18 protein-coding genes are annotated in these 18,695 nt (G+C 72.0%); 10 read left to right on the forward strand and 8 right to left on the reverse strand.

The window, feature by feature from the left end:
* The first annotated feature begins 100 nt into the window (after nucleotides 1–100).
* Nucleotides 101–754, forward strand: a complete 654-nt coding sequence (gene phoU / locus KYT88_RS12900; RefSeq protein WP_012039182.1) for a phosphate signaling complex protein PhoU — start codon at nucleotides 101–103, stop codon at nucleotides 752–754.
* 106 nt (nucleotides 755–860) lie between these two features.
* Here the strand turns inward: phoU and KYT88_RS12905 are convergent, their stop codons facing one another.
* Complete coding sequence (locus tag KYT88_RS12905) at nucleotides 861–1,616, reverse strand: phosphoglyceromutase (protein WP_043586049.1); 756 nt, start codon at nucleotides 1,614–1,616, stop codon at nucleotides 861–863.
* Between the two features lie 35 nt (nucleotides 1,617–1,651).
* Between KYT88_RS12905 and KYT88_RS12910 the strand changes: the two genes are divergently transcribed.
* Nucleotides 1,652–2,491 (forward strand): class I SAM-dependent methyltransferase, encoded by an 840-nt coding sequence (locus tag KYT88_RS12910; protein ID WP_043586051.1) that lies wholly within the window; start codon nucleotides 1,652–1,654, stop codon nucleotides 2,489–2,491.
* A 37-nt stretch (nucleotides 2,492–2,528) separates the two neighbouring features.
* On the opposite strand, the gene KYT88_RS12915 is transcribed toward KYT88_RS12910, so the two are convergent.
* The 5 genes from KYT88_RS12915 to KYT88_RS12935 form a co-directional block, all read right to left on the reverse strand.
* Nucleotides 2,529–3,884: a zinc-dependent metalloprotease family protein gene (locus KYT88_RS12915; protein ID WP_162178073.1), complete on the reverse strand. Its 1,356-nt coding sequence runs from the start codon at nucleotides 3,882–3,884 to the stop codon at nucleotides 2,529–2,531.
* Between the two features lie 218 nt (nucleotides 3,885–4,102).
* On the reverse strand, nucleotides 4,103–5,224 hold the full coding sequence (locus KYT88_RS12920) for an FUSC family protein (RefSeq protein WP_043586055.1): 1,122 nt from the start codon (nucleotides 5,222–5,224) through the stop codon (nucleotides 4,103–4,105).
* The gene (ygfZ, locus tag KYT88_RS12925; RefSeq protein ID WP_043586058.1) at nucleotides 5,208–6,362 is read right to left on the reverse strand and encodes a CAF17-like 4Fe-4S cluster assembly/insertion protein YgfZ; all 1,155 of its coding nucleotides are present in this window, start codon (nucleotides 6,360–6,362) and stop codon (nucleotides 5,208–5,210) included. The genes KYT88_RS12920 and ygfZ overlap by 17 nt, the downstream gene beginning before the upstream one ends.
* Nucleotides 6,352–6,951 (reverse strand): heme-binding beta-barrel domain-containing protein, encoded by a 600-nt coding sequence (locus KYT88_RS12930; RefSeq protein ID WP_043586059.1) that lies wholly within the window; start codon nucleotides 6,949–6,951, stop codon nucleotides 6,352–6,354. Before KYT88_RS12930 ends, ygfZ begins: the two co-directional genes overlap by 11 nt.
* 171 nt (nucleotides 6,952–7,122) lie before the next feature.
* Entirely contained in the window at nucleotides 7,123–7,389 is a 267-nt protein-coding gene (locus KYT88_RS12935; RefSeq protein ID WP_043586061.1) for a hypothetical protein, read from the reverse strand.
* Nucleotides 7,390–7,442: 53 nt separating this feature from the next.
* On the opposite strand from KYT88_RS12935, the gene KYT88_RS12940 reads away from it, so the two are divergent.
* From KYT88_RS12940 to pstB, 8 genes are all read left to right on the forward strand, one after another.
* On the forward strand, nucleotides 7,443–8,135 hold the full coding sequence (locus tag KYT88_RS12940; protein ID WP_012299972.1) for a response regulator transcription factor: 693 nt from the start codon (nucleotides 7,443–7,445) through the stop codon (nucleotides 8,133–8,135).
* On the forward strand, nucleotides 8,104–9,018 hold the full coding sequence (gene mshD / locus KYT88_RS12945) for a mycothiol synthase (RefSeq protein WP_043586063.1): 915 nt from the start codon (nucleotides 8,104–8,106) through the stop codon (nucleotides 9,016–9,018). Before KYT88_RS12940 ends, mshD begins: the two co-directional genes overlap by 32 nt.
* 92 nt (nucleotides 9,019–9,110) lie before the next feature.
* Complete coding sequence (locus KYT88_RS12950; protein ID WP_043586065.1) at nucleotides 9,111–11,294, forward strand: RNA degradosome polyphosphate kinase; 2,184 nt, start codon at nucleotides 9,111–9,113, stop codon at nucleotides 11,292–11,294.
* Nucleotides 11,295–11,326: 32 nt separating this feature from the next.
* Nucleotides 11,327–12,277, forward strand: a complete 951-nt coding sequence (locus KYT88_RS12955; protein WP_043586067.1) for an NUDIX hydrolase — start codon at nucleotides 11,327–11,329, stop codon at nucleotides 12,275–12,277.
* 200 nt (nucleotides 12,278–12,477) lie between these two features.
* The gene (locus tag KYT88_RS12960; RefSeq protein WP_043586069.1) at nucleotides 12,478–13,575 is read left to right on the forward strand and encodes a phosphate ABC transporter substrate-binding protein PstS; all 1,098 of its coding nucleotides are present in this window, start codon (nucleotides 12,478–12,480) and stop codon (nucleotides 13,573–13,575) included.
* A gap of 107 nt (nucleotides 13,576–13,682) precedes the next feature.
* Nucleotides 13,683–14,693 (forward strand): phosphate ABC transporter permease subunit PstC, encoded by a 1,011-nt coding sequence (gene pstC, locus KYT88_RS12965; RefSeq protein ID WP_043586071.1) that lies wholly within the window; start codon nucleotides 13,683–13,685, stop codon nucleotides 14,691–14,693.
* Nucleotides 14,693–15,793 carry a phosphate ABC transporter permease PstA gene (gene pstA, locus KYT88_RS12970; protein ID WP_043586073.1) on the forward strand — a complete coding sequence of 367 codons (1,101 nt, stop codon included), beginning with the start codon at nucleotides 14,693–14,695 and terminating at the stop codon, nucleotides 15,791–15,793. The genes pstC and pstA overlap by 1 nt, the downstream gene beginning before the upstream one ends.
* 43 nt (nucleotides 15,794–15,836) lie before the next feature.
* The gene (gene pstB, locus KYT88_RS12975) at nucleotides 15,837–16,616 is read left to right on the forward strand and encodes a phosphate ABC transporter ATP-binding protein PstB (RefSeq protein ID WP_012298002.1); all 780 of its coding nucleotides are present in this window, start codon (nucleotides 15,837–15,839) and stop codon (nucleotides 16,614–16,616) included.
* 81 nt (nucleotides 16,617–16,697) lie between these two features.
* Here pstB and KYT88_RS12980 read toward each other — a convergent pair whose 3' ends face one another.
* Nucleotides 16,698–17,561, reverse strand: a complete 864-nt coding sequence (locus KYT88_RS12980) for an anti-sigma factor (protein WP_043586076.1) — start codon at nucleotides 17,559–17,561, stop codon at nucleotides 16,698–16,700.
* Nucleotides 17,558–18,160 carry a sigma-70 family RNA polymerase sigma factor gene (locus tag KYT88_RS12985; protein ID WP_043586078.1) on the reverse strand — a complete coding sequence of 201 codons (603 nt, stop codon included), beginning with the start codon at nucleotides 18,158–18,160 and terminating at the stop codon, nucleotides 17,558–17,560. The genes KYT88_RS12980 and KYT88_RS12985 overlap by 4 nt, the downstream gene beginning before the upstream one ends.
* Between the last annotated feature and the right edge of the window lie 535 nt (nucleotides 18,161–18,695).

Here is an 18,695-nt window from a genome sequence, read left to right on the forward strand (position 1 = left end):
CATGACCAGAGTCGGAGGATGTGGGCCCGTCACCCGGGGTCCGCCGTGCCCGAGAACCACCCCGCCCCTCGCAGCGGGGCGGCCTGAAAGGACGTCCCCCATGCGCGAAGTGTTCCAGCAGGAGCTCCACGAGGTCCAGGAGCGTCTCATCGAGATCTCCGCGCTCGTCGCCATCTCCATCGAGAACGCGACCCGCGCGTTCAACGAGTCGAACGTCAGCCTCGCCGAGACGGTCATCGAGCAGGACCGCCGGATCGACGAGCTCGCCACGAGCCTCGACGAGCTCGCGATCAACATCCTCGCCCGCCAGCAGCCGGTGGCCCGCGACCTGCGCATCGTCGTGAGCGCGCTCCGCATCAGCGCGTCGCTCGAGCGCATGGGCGACCTCGCCGAGCACATCGCGCAGCTGTCGCGCTACCGCTTCCCGGACAAGGTGGTCCCGAAGTCCCTCCGCCCGACGTTCCTCGAGCTCGGCCAGCTCGACGTCGCGATCGCCCGCAAGCTGACGGACCTCCTCACCACCGAGGACCCGAAGCTCGCCGAGGAGATCCGCAACGACGACGACCGCATCGACGAGCTGCACCTCAGCGTCTTCGACAAGGTGCTCGGCGAGACCTGGAAGGGCGCGGCCGTCGACACGGTCGACTCCACGCTCGCCAGCCGCTACCACGAGCGCTTCGCCGACCACGCGGTGTCCATCGCGAAGACCGTGCAGTACCTCGCGACCGGCGACTGGGTGCAGGCCGACGCCTGATCCCGCGTCCGCCGGCCGTGCGCAGGCCCGCAGCGCCGCGCCGCGGTGAGATGACGAGAGCCCGACCGGATGATCCGGTCGGGCTCTCGTCGTGCGTGCAGGCGGTCTACTTCCTGGAGCCCTGCGCGGCCACGGCCGCGGCGCCTGCGGCGGCCGCCTCCGGGTCGAGGTACTCGCCGCCGGGGACGATCGGGCGGTAGTCCTCGTCGAGGCGGTACACGAGCGGGATGCCGGTGGGGATGTTGAGCTCGGCGATGTCCGCGTCCGAGATGCCGTCGAGGTGCTTCACGAGCGCGCGCAGCGAGTTGCCGTGCGCCGTGACGAGCACCGTGCGACCGGAGGCGAGGTCGGGCTGGATGTCGGACTCCCAGTAGGGCAGCATCCGCTCGATGACGTCCTTGAGGCACTCCGTGCGCGGCAGCGCGTCGCCGAGGTCGGCGTAGCGCGGGTCGGCCGACTGCGAGTACTCGTCGTCGTCGGCGATGGGGGGCGGCGGCACGTCGAACGAGCGGCGCCAGGTGGCGAACTGCTCGGGGCCGTACTCGGCGAGGGTCTGCGCCTTGTCCTTGCCCTGCAGCGCGCCGTAGTGGCGCTCGTTGAGGCGCCACGTGCGCTGGACGGGGATCCAGGAGCGGCCGGCGCGCTTGAGCGCGATGTTGGCGGTGTCGATGGCGCGGATGAGCACGGAGGTGTGCAGCACGTCGGGGAGGATGCCGGACTCGGCGAGGAGCTCGCCGGCGCGCTGGCCCTCCGCGACGCCCTGCTCGCTCAGCTCGACGTCCACCCATCCGGTGAACAGGTTCTTCTGGTTCCAGTCGCTGTTGCCGTGACGCAGCAGCACGAGGGTGCGGGGTTCAGCCATGCCCCAAGCCTATCGAGCGATGGGAGACTGGACCCATGCCGGGCGCCGCCTCCCCCGTCGGCTCCGTGACGCGCGGGACGACCAACACGAACCGCCTCCGGCGCGTCGACAGGTGGATCGCGACCCTCGGCTCCCTGCGCACCGCTCCCGCGCCGCTCGTCGTGGACCTCGGCTACGGCGCGAGCGGGATCACGGCGCTCGAGATGCACCGGCGGCTGCGCGCGACGCGGCCGGACGTGCGCGTCGTGGGCATCGAGATCGAGCCGGGACGCGTCGCGCGCGCCCGCGAGCAGCTCGCGACGTGGCCCGACGCGGAGGCCCGCGAGCGGATCTCCTTCGTCCGCGGCGGGTTCGAGGTGCCGCTGCCGGGCGGTGAGCGCGCCACGGTGATCCGCGCCTTCAACGTGCTGCGGCAGTACGACGAGGCGGAGGTGCCGGCCGCGTGGGCGCGCATGGCGGCGCGGCTGGCGCCCGGCGGATCCGTGGTGGAGGGCACCTGCGACGAGATCGGCAGGGTCGCGAGCTGGATCGACGTGCGCGAGGACGGGCCGCGGAGCCTCACGATCTCCTTGCGCCTGGCGGGGCTGGAGCTGCCGTCGATCGTGGCGGAGCGGCTGCCGAAGGCGCTCATCCACCGCAACGTCCCCGGCGAGCGCGTGCACGAGGTCCTCGCCCTGCTCGACCGCAGCTGGATCCTCAGCGCCCCGCTCGGCGTGTACGGCCCCCGGCAGCAGTGGCTGGGCGCGGTGCGGCGGATGCGCGACGCGGGCGTGCCGGTCGAGGGCGGTCACGCGCGCTGGCGTCTCGGGGAGCTGACGGTGCCGTGGTCCGCGGTGGCGCCGGGTGCGGACGCAGGAGCCGCACGCGGCGCGTAGCCGGTGTCGCCGACGGGGCACCGTGCGCGGGCTCGCGCTACCCGGCGCGGAGCACGGCGGCGGTGTCGAAGGCGACGCGCCCGCCCGCGCCGGTCATGTGCGCCCGGGCGTCCATGACGGTCATGCCGGGCATCTCCGGCATGCGCGCCATGCCCGTCATCCCGGCCGTCTCCGTCATCCCGGCCATGGGCGCCGCGGTCATGCTGTCCATCACCGTTCCCGACGGCGTCGAGTCCGTCTCCCGCGTGGGCTTCACGGTCTGCCCGTCGGATCCGCACGGCACGGTCACGTCGACCGTCGCGACGTGCGCGTCCTCGTCGATCGCGACGACGCTCACCGACATGCCGTGCTGCAGCGGCACGACGTCGCCGGCGGCGAGCCGCTGGTGCGTGCTGGATCCGTCATCGGGACGCACGAGGGTGGACGCCGCCTCTGGGTGCAGCGGGTCCGTGCGCGAGACCTGCACGCCGGACACGGGAACGTCGTAGTCCCTCGACGGCGACGGGTAGACCGACATGTACTCATCGCCGTCCACCGCGTCGCGATACTGAAGGAAGTACTGCACGGAGGGGTCGACCGGATCGGCCCACGAGGCGATCCGCTGGGCGCCGAAGCCCGCCGACATGGTCTGCAGGTCGATCCGGCGCGCGCCCCCGCACGTGGGGACGACGCGGTCCGAGATGAGCCCGAGGCGGTCGAGGGTCCCCGCGCTGAACGGCACCAGCGTGCGCGGCGTGACGCCCATCAGGTCGCTGTCGTCGCCGTACTCGTCGCGGTGGCAGTCGGCGGGCACCCCCTGGGACGCATCGAGGTCCCAGGTGGGGCACTGGACGCTCGACGCGTGGTAGAGCGACATGTTGTGGCCGAGCTCGTGCGCGAACGTGGCCGGGTCGTTCCTGCTCATGAAGACGATGCCGCCCTCGTTCACGTCCGCGCCCTCCGACGCGTTGGAGTTGGGGAGGCATCCGTTCGCGCTGGGAGTGACGGCCATGAGGTGCGCGTCCGCGGCGGGGGCGAAGCCCGACTCCCGGAGGGCGAAGCCGTTGACCGAGTCGAAGTCGTCGCAGCGGACGCTGGGGTCGTCGGGGGTGATCCAGTCGGTGATCGACGCCACGTGGACGCGGATGGCCCCGTCCGTCTCGTGCGCGTAGTACGCGTCGACCTGGGACATGGAGGTGATCACGTCGTCGCGCGAGAAGTCGGGCGTGATGCCCTGCGGCGCCACCATCACGATGGTCACCTCCTCCGTCGCCGCCGTGAACCGCGGCGCGGCCGGCTCGACCGCGTAGGCCGCGTCGGCGTGCGCGGCGGCAGGTGGCTGCGCCGGCGATGCCATGACCACGAGGGCGACGGCGGCCGCGGCGGAGATGAGCATCGATCGGGGCCTGCGCATGCGGTGTCCTGTCGTTCGGGCACGCCGGTCGGCTGTGCGAGGAGGAGGTCGGGTGCGGAGGACGCAGGACATGGCCCTGTCGAGTGCCCCGTCGACCGCGGGTGGACCGCGCGGCTCCCGGCACAGTAACCCTCGCCAGACGATCGTCGGGGTAATGCTCTACAGCTGGCGGAGGCGCCGTCGCGGGTGGGCGGACGGCCCGGTCGCCAGCCGGGCGTTCAGACCTCGGGCAGCGCCGCCCGTGCGGTCTCCGCGTCGACGCCCGCCGCCACCTGCAGGTCCACGAGGAGCGGCCGCAGCAGCATCACGAGCATGACCTCGCCGACGGGGGCGCCGGGGATGAGCTCGCGCGGATCCAGCCGCACGGCGACGAGCACGAGGTTCTGCTGCGCGAGGGGCGCCGCCGACGGATCCGACAGGCTCTGGCCGAGGAGGTTCACGCCGTTCGAGACGGTCGCCAGCAGCTCCGCGAGCACCGGGCGGCGCACCCCGTCGACCACGAGGAAGTCGATGCGGCGGGAGATGACGCGCAGGTTCCGCACGGCCAGGTCCATGCCGTCGAGCACGCGCCGCTGGGCGCGCAGCTCCGGCAGGTGGCGGCGGAGGAACGGGGAGATCCGCGCGATCGACAGCGCCGAGTCGGCCGCCGCGCTCCACGCGTCGATGAGCGGCTGGGTGCGGCGGAGGCGGTCGAGCGCACGGTCGGCGGCGGTCGCGTCGCCGAGCCGCAGCGCGGAGACGAGCGACGTGAGCGCGTAGGAGCACTCGGAGAAGACGCGGCGGGCCTCGCGCACGGCCTGGCGCCTCGGATCCCGCGGGATGAGCGCGGTCGCGAGGAGCGCCACCGCGCCGCCCACGAGCCCGTCGACGCTGCGGACGAACACCCCGCCCGGCGGGGCGGGCAGGAGCGCGACGAGCACGGCCTGCACGCCGGCGGCGACCGCGAAGGCGGCGTTCGACGACAGCAGCCGCGCCACCAGCAGCGTCGCCAGGATGATGACGAACAGCTGCCACGCTCCGCGGCCGATGCCGAGAAGCAGCACCTCGCTCAGCGTGATCCCGACGGTCATGCCGATGGCCGTCTCGAGCACCCGGACCGGCCGCGCGTCGCGGACGAAGCCGAGGCTCGTGATCGTGACGGTCGTCGCCAGCAGCGGGGTGTCGTGCCCGAGCACGTGGTGCGCGAAAGCCCAGCCGCCGGTGGCCGCGACGGCGATCTGCAGGGCGGCGGGCGCGGATCCCCAGAGGCGCAGGAGCGCGGCGCGCGGATCCGCCCGGTGCCTCAGGGTGCGGGCGGCACGGGCCGACCGCTCCCGCGCGCGCTCAGCGGCGGACCGCACCGAGCCGCGGGAGGCGCGGGACGTCGGCGGAGCGGCCGGCGTCGGTGGGCACGATCACGTCCTGCATCGCCTGCACGCGGACGTCATCGGCGACGACCTCGAGCTGGAGGGCGGGATCCACGTTGCGACGCACGACCGCGAGGGCGACCGGGCCGAGCTCGTGGTGCAGCGCGCTCGACGTCACGGCCCCGACGACCTCGCCCGCGGCGCCGTCGTCGGCGGCGGGGAGCCGCACCTCGGATCCGGGGCCGGGCAGGACCGCGTCGGATCCGTCGAGCTGCAGCAGCACGAGGCGGCGCGGCGGCCGGCCGAGGTTGTGCACCTTGGCGACCGTCTCCTGCCCGCGGTAGCAGCCCTTGCTGAGGTGCACGGCGCTGCGCAGCCAGTCGAGCTCGTGCGGGATGGTGCGGTCGTCGACCTCTGTCGCGAAGCGCGGGCGCCACGCGGCGATCCGCAGGGCCTCGGCCGCGAGGACGCCCGCGACGGGCAGGTCGCCGGACGCGGCGCGCGCGGCGACGACCGGCAGCTCGGACCGCGGCACGAGGCGCTCGCTCCAGGTCCACCCCTCGGCCGGGTGCGGCGCCGAGGCCGCGTACTGGTGGCCGCCCGCGACGACGTGCGTCCACGGATCCCGCCACACGAGCGGCACGCCGGCGGGCGCGGCGACAGGGAGGTCGGGCTCGCCGAGCGTGCCGATCACGGCCAGCTCGGCCGTGCGGTCGGCGGGCTCGACCCGGAGCATGAAGCGCATCCGCTGGAGGTACGCGAGCAGCGACCCCGCGTCGCCGGCGCCGAGCAGGAGCCATGTGGTGACGCCGTCGTCGAGCACGCCGACCGCGTGCTCGAGGCGCCCGTTCTGGTCGAGGAAGAGGGTCTCCGCGGAGTCGCCCGGCGCGAGGCCGCGGAGCGACTGGCTCGTGATGGAGTCGAGCCAGGTGAGCCGGTCCTCCCCCGTGACGGAGAGCACGGCGCGGTGCGAGAGGTCGACGATCGCGGTGCCCGCGGCGAGCGCGCGCTGCTCCGCCACGAGGGACCCGAGGTGCGCGGGCACGCCGGCGTCCGGACCCTCCGCCGCGACGGCGCCGGGCAGGTCGAGGAAGGGCGAGCGGGCGACGGCGGGATCCGGGTCAGTCGACATGCGACACCCGCCCGGAGGCGTGCGTGCGCAGCGGCTGCCCGAGCGCCGCGATGTCCCACGCCCAGAGCAGGTCGCGCTCGACGAGGCCGTAGAGCCGGGTGGCGCCCGTGTACGCCTTGGCTCCCTCGGTGCGGAGCACGGCGTCGGTCGCGAGGTCGATGCGCGCGCTCTTCACCTGGCCGACGTAGAGCTCGCTGACCCCACCCGGATGCACGAGCGCGACCTCGACGTCGAACCCGCCGTCCGCGTTGCGGAGCGTCTCGACCTCGTCGGCCGTCGTGAACGGGCGCTCGCCCGTGGGCGGCAGCATCGCCGGGCCGGGGTCGCCGTCCGTGACGCGGCGGCGCAGCCGCCAGTAGCCGGTCTCGGTGACGAAGGGCACGGGGCCGTCGTCGCCCTCGACCCACGCGTACGAGGAGTAGTTGAGGTGCGGCAGGCCGTCGTGGCTGAAGCTGATGCGCTGGCCGAACTCGCGGCGGACCACGTCGTCGCCGACCGCGTACTCGACGACGCCTGAGCCCTCCCAGACGCCGAGGAGCCAGGACAGCGGGACGAGCTCGGCGGGGAGGCCGGTCGGGATCTCGATCATGCGGCGCGCGGTCAGCGCTGGCCGCGGAAGAGGTTGTAGACCACGACGAGCGAGACCCAGCCGATGGAGAGGCTCGCCAGGACCAGCAGACCGGTGAAGAAGAGTTCCAGAGCAAGCAGCGACGACATGGCCCCAATCTACCCCACGGGCGGCCGGATCCGACCGGCCGTCCTAGGCGCCGACGGGCACGAGGAGCACGACGGCGGTGGCCGCGGCGAGCACGAGCACCGCCCCGACGACGCTGCCGACGGCACGGTCGACGAAGCCGGTCTTGCGGGGCAGCGCCAGCTGGATCACGAAGGTCGCGACGACGCACGTGGCGAGCACGAGCGGGAACCACCGCGGTGCAGCGGCGGGCCCGACCGCGAGCGCCACCACGACCGCGCCGACGGCGGCGGCCAGCCAGACGGGGACGAGGCTGCGCAGGGGGGAGGTCACCCCGCAATCCTGCCCCACGTATCATGGGGGGAATTCATCCATGGAGGATCCCTGTGGCCCAGCTGTTGATCCTGACCTCGTCCGCGGACACCGACGTGCTCCCGGCGCTCGGGCTCCTCAGCCACCGGACGCGGCACATCCAGGCGGATGCGGCGAGCCTCGTGAACGCCCCCGCGGCCGACCTCGTGCTCGTGGACGCCCGTCGCGACCTCGCCAGCGCGAAGTCGCTCTGCAAGATCCTCACCACCACGGGCGGCGGCACGCCGCTCATCCTCGTGCTCACCGAGGGCGGCCTCACGGCGGTCAGCGCCGACTGGGGCGCGACCGACGTGATCCTCGACTCCGCCGGCCCCGCCGAGGTCGACGCGCGCGTGCGCCTCGTCATCGGCCGCGCGGCGCTCGAGCACACGGGCAGCAAGATCCAGGCGTCCGGCGTGGTCATCGACGAGGCCAGCTACTCCGCCAAGGTGCACGGCAAGCCGCTCGACCTCACCTTCAAGGAGTTCGAGCTGCTGCGCTTCTTCGCCAGCCACCCGTCGCGGGTCTTCACGCGCGAGCAGCTGCTCAGCGAGGTGTGGGGCTACGACTACTTCGGAGGCACGCGCACGGTCGACGTGCACGTGCGGCGCCTGCGGGCCAAGCTCGGCGACCTCGAGTCGCTCATCGGCACGGTGCGCAACGTCGGCTACCGCTTCAACGTGTACGAGGAGGACAGTGAGCGAGTTCCCGCCCCCGCCGGAGCCTGACGCCGCGCGCGTCGCCCGCGTCGAGCCCACCCCCGATGCCGTCCGCGGGACCATCGCCCTCGCCGACCGCGCCCGCGCGGACGACGGCGTCGCCCCGTTCAACGAGCAGACCCGCCTGACGCTCGGCACGGAGGACGGCCCCGCCCTCCTCGTCGTCGATGGGAAGGACGACGGCCCGATCGGCGCGGCCGTCGTCGCACGCGGCGACGGCGGGATCGAGGCCGAGCTCGTCGTGGATCCTGCCCACCGACGCCGCGGCGTCGGCCGCGCGCTCCTCGACGCCGTGCTCGCGGACGCCGCGGGATCCCCCGTCTCCGTCTGGGCACACGGCGACCACCCCGCGGCCCGCGCCCTCGCCGCCGCGACCGGCCTCGACCGGGCCCGCGAGCTCCTGCAGCTGCGCGCATCGGTCGCCGAGGCGCGCACGGGCCTCGGCGCGCGCCCGATGCCCGCGGGCCTCGCGCTCTCCTCCTTCACCGCCGACGACGCCGACGACTGGGTCGCGCTCAACGCGCGCGCCTTCGCGACCCACCCCGAGCAGGGCCGCATGACCCGCGCCGACCTGGACGACCGCGTCGCCGAGCCGTGGTTCGACCCGGCCCTCCTGCTCCTCGCCCGCGACGCCGACGGCCGGCTGGCCGGCTTCCACTGGCTCAAGGTGGAGGGCGACCAGGCGGAGGTGTACGTGCTGGGCGTGGATCCCGACCGCGCGGCCCGCGGGCTCGGATCCGCGCTCCTCGCCGCGGGCCTCGACGTGCTCGCCGAGCGCGGCCACGACGAGGTCGACCTCTACGTCGAGGCCGACAACGCGCCCGCCCTCGCGCTCTACCGCCGAGCCGCGTTCCGCGACGCCGCGGTCGACGTCCAGTACCGCCGCGCCTGATCCCCGCGCCTCCCCCGGCGCTCCCCGATGCGGTTCACCCTGCGTTCACCTGGCGGAGGGCGGAGCGCACACCGCGATGCCATGATGGGCGGATGGACAGCGAGACGTACATCGGCGATGCGAAGGCGGTCGCCGAATCCCTGGACGACTTCGATGACGAGGACGAGCTCCTCGAGGACGACGGGACCCTCCCCGAGGGGCGCTTCCTCGACCGCGAGCTGAGCTGGCTGGCCTTCAACCGCCGCGTGCTCGAGCTCGCGGAGGACCCCGAGCTGCCGGTCCTCGAGCGCGCCAACTTCCTCGCCATCTTCGCGAGCAACCTCGACGAGTTCTTCATGGTCCGCGTCGCCGGCCTCAAGCGCCGCATCGCCACGGGCCTCGCCGTCCCCACGAACATCGGCCGCACCCCCGCCGAGGTGCTCTCCGCCATCAACGAGACCGCGTACCGCCTGCAGGTCCGCCACGCGGCGGCCTTCAACGACAGCGTGCGCCCGGCGCTCGAGGAGCACGGCATCCGCATCGTGCGCTGGGACTCGCTCGACGAGGCGCAGCAGGACCGCCTGCACGAGCTGTTCTCCGAGCAGGTGTTCCCCGTGCTCATGCCGCTCGCGGTGGATCCCGCGCACCCGTTCCCCTACATCTCCGGCCTGTCTCTCAACCTCTCGGTGCGCATCCGCAACCCGAAGACGAACCGCCAGGAGTTCGCGCGCATCAAGGTGCCGCAGATGCTGCCGCGCTTCATGCCGCTCACGCCCGACACGCGCTCCGGCCCCATCGACTTCATCGCGCTCGAGGACCTCATCGCGAACCAGCTGCAGACGCTGTTCCCCGGCATGGAGATCGTCGAGCACCACGTCTTCCGCGTCACGCGCAACGAGGACGTGCAGATCGAGGAGGACGAGACCGAGAACCTCATCCAGGCCCTCGAGAAGGAGCTGCTGCGTCGCCGGTTCGGCCCGCCCATCCGACTCGAGATCTCGGATGACATGGACGCGGTCACGCTCGACCTGCTCATGCGCGAGCTCGACATCACCGAGCAGGAGGTGTTCACGCTGCCGTCCCCCCTCGACCTCGGCGGCCTGTTCGACCTCGCCAAGCTCGACCGCCCGGCGCTGCACTACCCGAACAACGTGCCCACGACCGCTGTGGCGCTGAAGCCCGCCGAGGACAACTCGCGCGCCGACATCTTCCGCTCGATCGCGCAGCAGGACATCCTGCTGCACCACCCGTACGAGTCGTTCACCACGAGCGTGCAGGCGTTCCTCGAGCAGGCCGCCGCGGATCCGCACGTGCTCGCCATCAAGCAGACGCTGTACCGCACGAGCGGCGACAGCCCCATCGTCGAGGCGCTCATCGACGCGGCCGAGGCGGGCAAGCAGGTGCTCGCGCTCGTGGAGATCAAGGCCCGCTTCGACGAGCAGGCCAACATCACGTGGGCCCGCAAGCTCGAGAAGGCCGGGGTGCACGTCGTCTACGGCGTCGCGGGACTGAAGACGCACTGCAAGCTCGCGCTCGTCATCCGCCAGGAGAAGGGCGGGGTGCTCCGGCACTACAGCCACATCGGCACGGGCAACTACAACCCCAAGACGAGCCGCATCTACGAGGACCTCGGGCTCCTCACCGCGGACGACGTGGTGGGCAAGGACCTCACGCGCCTGTTCAACGAGCTCTCCGGCTACGGCATCGAGAAGAAGTTCAAGCGCCTGCTCGTCGCGCCGCTGCACCTGCGGAAGGGCCTGCTCAAGCGCATCGCCGTGGAGACGCAGAACGCGCTCGACGGCAAGCCGAGCGGCATCCGCATCAAGGTGAACTCCATCGTCGACGAGAAGATCATCGACGCCCTGTACCGGGCCAGCAACGCGGGCGTTCCCGTGCAGGTCTGGGTGCGCGGCATCTGCTCGCTCACGCCGGGGCAGCCGGGGCTCAGCGAGAACATCGAGGTGCGGTCGGTCCTCGGGCGCTACCTCGAGCACAGCCGCGTCTTCTCGTTCGTCAACGACGGCGACCAGGCCACCTACATCGGCAGCGCCGACATGATGCATCGCAACCTCGACCGCCGGGTCGAGGCGCTCGTGCGGCTCGTGGATCCCGCGCACCTGCAGGAGATCGAGGACCTGTTCGACCGCGCCATGGCCGACACCACCTCCGCCTGGATCCTCGACTCCGCCGGCGAGTGGACGCGCCGCAACAAGGGCGCGGACGGCACCACGCTGGAGGACCTGCAGACCGCGGTCATGGGCATCGTGACCAAGCGCAAGCGACGCGTGCTCCGCTGAGCACCGCTCCGCCGCGGAGCGTCCCCGCTAGCGTGGACGACGTGACACCCGCCCCCTCCGTCTTCGCCGCGGGCGCCGTCGTCTGGCGCGTGGTCGACGGCCGGATCCGGGTGCTCATCATCCACCGCACGCGACGCCGCGACACCTCCCTTCCGAAGGGCAAGGTGGATGCAGGCGAGACGCTCCCGCAGACCGCCGTGCGCGAGGTGCACGAGGAGACCGGCCTCCGGGTCGCGCTCGGCGTGCCGCTCGGCGCCATCGAGTACGGCATCTCCGGCGGTCGCCGCAAGTCGGTGAGCTACTGGGCGGCAGAGGCGACAGACGCCATGGTCGAGGCCGGCCGCTTCGAGCCGGGCGACGAGGTCGAGAGCGTCGAGTGGGTCTCGATCCCCAACGCCCGCAAGCGCCTCGACTACCCGGGCGAGGTGCAGATCCTCGACCTCTTCGCCGGGCTCGTGGAGACGGGCTCACACCGGTCGTTCGCCCTCATCGCGCTGCGCCACGGCCATGCCGTGCAGCCGTACGAGTGGGACGGGGCCGACGCCTCCCGGCCGCTCAGCGCGCGCGGACGCGAAGAGGCCCGCACGATCGTGCCGACGCTCCTCGCCTTCGGGCCGCGGGTCATCGCGAGCAGCACCGCCGAGCGCTGCCTGCAGACGGTCGCGCCGCTCGCGGAGGCCCTCGGCCGTCGGGTGAAGGAGGACGCGGGCATCAGCCAGGACGCGTACGAGACATACGGCGGATCCGTGCGGGAGACCGTCGCGAAGCGCGTGCGCAAGGCCCGCAGCGCCGTGCTCTGCAGCCACAGCCCGGTCCTGCCGGAGATCCTGCACGAGATCGCCCTCGCCACCGAGACGCCCCGCGCGAGCCGCATGCCGCGGGCGGGGATGCTGTCACCCGCCGAGTTCTCGGTGGTGCACCTGTCGGCGTCGGACCCGGAGGCGGGGATCCTCGCGGTGGAGACGTACGGGCCGTCGGCCTGACGGCGTCCGGCCGTCTCGAAGCCCTGAACACGGCCGACCGACAACTGTGCGCCCGACCGCCTGAGCCCGTGCCGATCCACGCGGTCTGTTCACCTCCCGTTCACCGATATCGGCCGAACCGGTCAAGAGCCCGACATAGCTTCGTCGAGGGGCATGCACCTGCCTCCTCACAGCAAGAAATACCCGGAAGGCTCCATCACGTGAAGATCTCGCGTCTCAGCAGCGCAGCAGCGCTCGCCGCCGTCACCGCACTCGCACTCTCCTCCTGCGCCTCCAACGAGGCGCCCGCCGAGGGCGGCGACGCATCGGCGTCCACCCTGTCCGGCACGCTCAACGGCATCGGCGCCACCTCCCAGGGCGCCGCCCAGGAGGCATGGAACGCCGCGTTCCAGACCGCCAACCCCGGCGTCACCGTCACCTACGCCGGCGAGGGTTCCGGCGCCGGCCGCGAGGCGTTCATGGCGGGCGGCCAGAACGCGAACTTCGCCGGCTCCGACCGCGCGCTCAAGACCGACGAGCTCACGGGCACGTTCGGCCAGTGCGCCGACGGCGTCAAGCCGATCGACCTCCCCGCGTACATCTCCCCCATCGCGCTGATCTTCCAGGTCGAGGGCGTGAAGGACCTGAACCTCGACGCCGCCACCACCGCGGGCATCTTCAAGGGCACCATCACGAAGTGGAACGACCCGGCCATCGTCGCGCTCAACCCCGACGCCACGCTGCCCGACGCCGGCATCACCGCCGTGCACCGCTCGGACGACTCGGGCACCACCGAGAACTTCGCGAAGTACCTCAACACCACGGCCAAGACGGTCTGGGACGCGGAGCCCAAGGGCGTCTGGCCCTACCAGGGCGGCGAGGCGGCCCAGGGCACGACCGGCGTGGTCGACGCCGTCAAGGGCGGCACCAACATCATCGGCTACGCCGACGCGTCCAAGGCCGGCACCCTCGGCGTCGCGAAGATCAAGGTCGGCGACGAGTTCGTCGGCTACTCGCCCGAGGCCGCAGCCGCCGTCGTCGAGGCCTCGCCCGAGGCCGAGGGCCGCGAGGCGAACGACGTCGTCTTCGACATCGACTACTCCACCACCGAGTCGGGTGTCTACCCGATCGTCCTCGTCAGCTACCTCATCGCCTGCCAGGAGTACAAGGACCCGGCCGTCGGCGAGCTCGTCAAGGCCTACCTCGGCTACGTGACCAGCAGCGAGGGCCAGCAGCTCGCCGGCGACAAGGCCGGCGCCGCGCCACTCTCCGACACGGTCTCCGCTCAGGTCAAGACCGCGGTCGAGTCGATCAAGTAGCACCAGCTGTCCGCCCCCTGATCCGCGCCAGCGCGGGTCAGGGGGCGCTCCCACGGGCGGCCCCGCCGCCCCCAGCCCCACCGTCTCGACCCAAGGGATCCCGACCCATGACGACCGCCGCCCCGCAGCCTCCCCAGGCTCCCGAGTCCGATCGGCCGCGCGACGTCGCCGCCGCCACCGCAGCTCCCCGCAGCTCCCAGGACGCGAAGCCCAAGGCCCGCGTGGGCGACCGCGTCTTCTCCGGCCTCTCCCGGGGGTCCGGCACGCTGATCCTCGTGATCCTCGCGGCCGTCGCGCTGTTCCTCATCGTGCAGAGCATCCCCGCACTCACCGCACCTCCTGCCGAGATCTCGGGCGGCGGCGGCTTCTGGGGCTACGTCGGGCCGCTCATGTTCGGCACCGTCTACGCCGCGGCGCTCGCCATGCTCATGGCCGTCCCCGTCGCCATCGGCATCGCGCTCTTCATCTCGCACTACGCGCCCCGCCGCCTGGCGCAGGGCCTCGGCTACGTCATCGACCTGCTCGCCGCCGTGCCCTCCGTGGTGTTCGGCCTCTGGGGCATCGCGGTGCTGGCGAAGTTCCTGCAGCCGTTCTACACGTTCCTCACCGACACGTTCGGGTGGTTCCCGCTCTTCGCCGGCCCCGTCTCGGGCACCGGCCGCACCATCTTCACGGTCGCGGTGGTCCTCGCCGTCATGATCCTGCCGATCGTCACCGCGCTCTGCCGCGAGGTCTTCCTGCAGACCCCGAAGCTGCACGAGGAGGCGGCGCTCGCCCTCGGCGCGACCCGCTGGGAGATGATCCAGACCGCCGTCCTGCCGTTCGGCCGCCCCGGCATCATCTCGGCCTCCATGCTCGGCCTCGGCCGCGCCCTCGGTGAGACGATGGCGGTCGCGATCGTCCTCTCCCCCGCCGCGGTCGTGAACTTCGCGTGGTTCCAGTCCACGAACTCGAACACCATCGCCGCGAACATCGCGCTGAGCTTCCCCGAGGCGTACGGCCTCAAGATCAACGAGCTCATCGCATCCGGCCTCATGCTCTTCGTCATCACGCTGGCCGTGAACATGCTGGCCCGCTACATCATCAGCCGCCGCAAGGCCTTCTCCGGAGCGAACTAATGGCGACGACCGCACCCTCCCGCACGCGTCCCGTCGCGAGCACCCTCCCCAACTCCCTCACCGCCGGCAAGCTGCACCGGTTCACGGCCCCGGCGATCTTCGTCGTGTCCTGGCTCGTCATGGCGGCCGTGTTCCTGGTGCTCGAGCTCTCGGGCGCCGCGGACAGCTTCAACGTCGTCGGCACGGCCGTGTTCGGCACGATCCTGTTCGGCATCGCGCTGTTCTGCTTCTCGCTCGCCGTGGAGGGCGAGCGGAAGGCGAAGGACCGGGTCATCACGATCCTCGTCACGGTCGCGTTCGTGCTCGCGCTCATCCCGCTCATCTCGCTCGTGTTCACGGCGGTCACCAACGGCTCCAACCGCTTCGACCCGCTGTTCTTCAACTCGAGCCTCCGCAACGTGGTGGGCGAGGGCGGTGGCGGTCTCCACGCCATCATCGGCACGCTGATCGTCACGGCCATCGCCGCGGTGATCTCCATCCCCGTCGGCCTGATGGCGGCCATCTACCTCGTCGAGTACGGCCGCGGCCGCCTCGCCCGTGCCATCACGTTCTTCGTCGACGTCATGACGGGCATCCCGTCCATCGTCGCGGGCCTCTTCGCCTACGCGCTGCTGGTGATATTCCTCGGCCCCGGCGTCCGCCTCGGCTTCGGCGGCGCGCTGGCGCTCTCGGTGCTGATGATCCCCGTGGTCGTGCGCAGCGCCGAGGAGATGCTCAAGCTGGTGCCGAACGAGCTCCGCGAGGCGTCCTACGCGCTCGGCGTGCCGAAGTGGCTGACGATCGTGAAGATCGTGCTGCCCACATCGCTCGCCGGCATCGTCACGGGCGTGATGCTCGCGATCGCCCGCGTCATCGGCGAGACCGCACCGCTCCTCATCGTCGCCGGGTTCACGCAGAGCATGAACTACAACCCCTTCAAGGACCAGATGATGACCCTGCCGGTGTTCGTGTTCCGGCAGTACGCCGACCAGGGCAGCGACGCGTTCGCCTACGTTGACCGCGCGTGGACCGGCGCGCTCGTGCTGATCCTCATCGTCATGGTGCTGAACGTCATCGCCCGGCTCATCGCCCGCATCTTCGCCCCCAAGCTCGGCCGCTAGCACCCGCTCCCCCGGCCCACTCACCCGATCGGTAGGAACACCTTTGTCCAAGAGCATCGAAGTCAACGACCTGAACGTCTACTACGGCAAGTTCAAGGCGGTCGAGGACGTCAACCTGCGGATCGAGCCGCGCACCGTCACCGCGTTCATCGGCCCGTCCGGCTGCGGCAAGTCGACCTTCCTCCGCACGCTCAACCGCATGCACGAGGTGATCCCCGGCGCGTACGTGGAGGGCGAGGTGCTGGTCGACGGCAACGACCTCTACGGCCCCGGTGTCGACCCGGTGCTCGTGCGCCGCCAGGTCGGCATGGTCTTCCAGCGGCCGAACCCGTTCCCCACCATGTCGATCCGCGACAACGTGCTCGCGGGCGTCAAGCTCAACAACCGCAAGATCTCCAAGTCGGACGCGGACGCGCTCGTCGAGCAGTCCCTGCAGGGCGCGAACCTCTGGAACGAGGTGAAGGACCGCCTGGCCCTCCCCGGATCCGGCCTCTCGGGCGGCCAGCAGCAGCGCCTCTGCATCGCCCGCGCCATCGCGGTCCAGCCCGACGTGGTGCTGATGGACGAGCCGTGCTCCGCGCTCGACCCGATCTCCACGCTCGCCATCGAGGACCTCATCGAGGAGCTCAAGGCGCAGTACACGATCGTCATCGTGACCCACAACATGCAGCAGGCCAGCCGCGTCTCCGACCGCACGGCCTTCTTCAACATCGCCGGCACCGGCAAGCCCGGCAAGCTCATCGAGTACGACGACACCACCACGATGTTCTCCAAGCCCAGCGTCCAGGCGACCGAGGACTACGTGAGCGGCCGCTTCGGCTGATCCCGACTCCTCGGACGACGAAAGGCCCCCGCATCCTCAGGATGCGGGGGCCTTGTCTCTGCACTGGCCGTGCGGCGCCGATCAGGTGCTGGTGACCGCCACGATGGGCTCGGTGGTGGGCTGCTCGGATCCGCCCTCGGGCTCGACCGTTATGGCCACGGTGTCGCCGGGGGTGTAGCTGCCGTCGAGCACGGCGTGACCCGCCCCGTCCGCGGCCGACATGACGCCGGCGGAGACGGGACCGGATGCACCGACGTACCACATCTGGAGCACGCGGCCCTCGGGCAGCGGCGACGCGTCGTTCAGGACGACGGCCGTCTTGGCCTCCGATGCGGAGAAGTAGACCGTGGCCGTGCCGCCGCCGACGACGTCGCGCTTGTCGATGACGACGTCGGACGCCGTGGTGACCCGCTCGTACGCGGAGGCGACCGGTGCCTGCGAGGTGCCGGGGCCACCCACGTTCGTGCCGACGACCACCCCGCCCACGACGAGCACGACGGCCGCCGCGGCGACGCCGATGAGGGCGCCGGGCTTGCGGAACCAGCGCTCGGAGGCCCGGGCGGATGCGGATCCGAGGCGCTCGCGCGGAACCGAGGACGATGACGCGGAGGAACCGGGGACAGCGCCCGCGGAGGCCGCGGCACGCAGCTCGGTGACCGGCGCGGGTCGGCGGTCGTCGTCCGTCGTCGCGGTCGGCGCGACGAGCGGCGGCAGCTGCGGCGTGGCGTCGAGCATGGCCATGATGTCGACCTTGAGGCGCGGCGAGGGATCCACCGGCTCGGCGGTCCAGGCGAGGTCCGCTGCGGTCGCCCGCAGCTCCGCGACCTCGGCGCGGAGGACGGGGTCGCGCTCGAGGAGGGCCTCGAACTCGGCGGCCTCCTCGGCGTCGACCGCGCCGAGCGCGTACGCCGCGGTGAGGCTGCGGATGTCGTCGTCGGTGGTCATGATGCGACCCCCATCTCGTCGCGCAGGCGGATCATGCCGTCGCGCAGGCGTGTCTTCACGGTGCCGATGGGCACGTCGAGCATCGACGCGACCTCGCTGTGGCTGTAGCCGCCGTAGTAGGCGAGGGAGACGGCCTGGCGCTGGATCTCGGTGAGCTTCGTCATGGCCTTCTTGACCCTCTCGTGCTCGATGCTGATCTCGACGGTCTCGGAGACATGGTCGTAGCCGTTCTCGTGGTCGCGGATGCCGATGCGGACATCGCGGTCGCGGCTGGACTGGGAGGCGCGCACGCGGTCGACCGCGCGGCGGTGGGCCATGGTGAGCACCCACGTGGTCGCTGCGCCCTTGGCGGGATCGAAGCGCGAAGCGGACTGCCAGATCTCCAGGAAGATCTCCTGCGTGACCTCCTCCGACTGCGCGTGGTCGACGAGGAGTCGGCGGACGAGTCCGAGGACGCGGGGAGCGAGCTGGTCGTAGAGCTCCGAGAAGGCACGCCGGTCGCCCTGGGCGACGCGGCCGAGGAGCGACTCCTTCGACTCGGGGTCCGCCGGCCCTGGGAGGTCGGGACGCTCGATCGATGAAGGCACGAGCCCCAGCATCTCAGACCCGCGAGCGAACCGCATGCAGGCAGGGCGGGGCCCGCCTGGCCTGGGTGGTGCTGCGGGGAGGTCATGTGGTGCTTTCCGGTCGTGGTGCGGATGGATGGGGAGCCGATCCGCGGGCATGCGGTGCCCCGCATCAGCCGGGATCCCGCGGTGCGGGACATCTGGGATGGCCGGGCGGCCTGCCACGCGGGCAGGACCCGACCGATGCGGGTCGCACCCTCGCGGGTGACGGATGAGAGGCGGGTGAGCGCCTCACGATGACTCTTCGGCGCGAGTCGCGTCACGGATTGGTCACAGACCGTGGGGATTCGGCGGCGCGGACGCGGGGAGCTCGGCCGCTCGCACGGGGGCCGTCCCTCCGCGGAGGAGGGGAAGGGAGATGAGGAGCCGGGCCGCAGGACGCCTCTCGGCGCGAGGCCGCTCGGAGCGGCGAATATTGGTACCCGGGAGTACTGCGGCCCGACCAGGATCCACTGTAACCGAGTCGGCGCGGGCTGTCGTCCCGGGGATCGCGCTCACAGTGAACGGG

It is taken from the genome of Clavibacter sp. A6099 (assembly GCF_021919125.1).
In the GTDB taxonomy this organism is placed as follows: Bacteria; Actinomycetota; Actinomycetes; order Actinomycetales; family Microbacteriaceae; genus Clavibacter; species Clavibacter seminis.

Coding starts and splice junctions, on each gene's coding strand:
- pstA (WP_043586073.1), top strand. CDS start 14,693: ATGGCGACGACCGCACCCTCCCGCACGCGTCCCGTCGCGAGCACCCTC.
- KYT88_RS12980 (WP_043586076.1), bottom strand. CDS start 17,561: ATGACCACCGACGACGACATCCGCAGCCTCACCGCGGCGTACGCGCTC.
- ygfZ (WP_043586058.1), bottom strand. CDS start 6,362: ATGTCGACTGACCCGGATCCCGCCGTCGCCCGCTCGCCCTTCCTCGAC.
- KYT88_RS12985 (WP_043586078.1), bottom strand. CDS start 18,160: ATGCTGGGGCTCGTGCCTTCATCGATCGAGCGTCCCGACCTCCCAGGG.
- pstC (WP_043586071.1), top strand. CDS start 13,683: ATGACGACCGCCGCCCCGCAGCCTCCCCAGGCTCCCGAGTCCGATCGG.
- phoU (WP_012039182.1), top strand. CDS start 101: ATGCGCGAAGTGTTCCAGCAGGAGCTCCACGAGGTCCAGGAGCGTCTC.
- KYT88_RS12930 (WP_043586059.1), bottom strand. CDS start 6,951: ATGATCGAGATCCCGACCGGCCTCCCCGCCGAGCTCGTCCCGCTGTCC.
- KYT88_RS12915 (WP_162178073.1), bottom strand. CDS start 3,884: ATGCGCAGGCCCCGATCGATGCTCATCTCCGCCGCGGCCGCCGTCGCC.
- KYT88_RS12905 (WP_043586049.1), bottom strand. CDS start 1,616: ATGGCTGAACCCCGCACCCTCGTGCTGCTGCGTCACGGCAACAGCGAC.
- KYT88_RS12950 (WP_043586065.1), top strand. CDS start 9,111: ATGGACAGCGAGACGTACATCGGCGATGCGAAGGCGGTCGCCGAATCC.
- KYT88_RS12910 (WP_043586051.1), top strand. CDS start 1,652: ATGCCGGGCGCCGCCTCCCCCGTCGGCTCCGTGACGCGCGGGACGACC.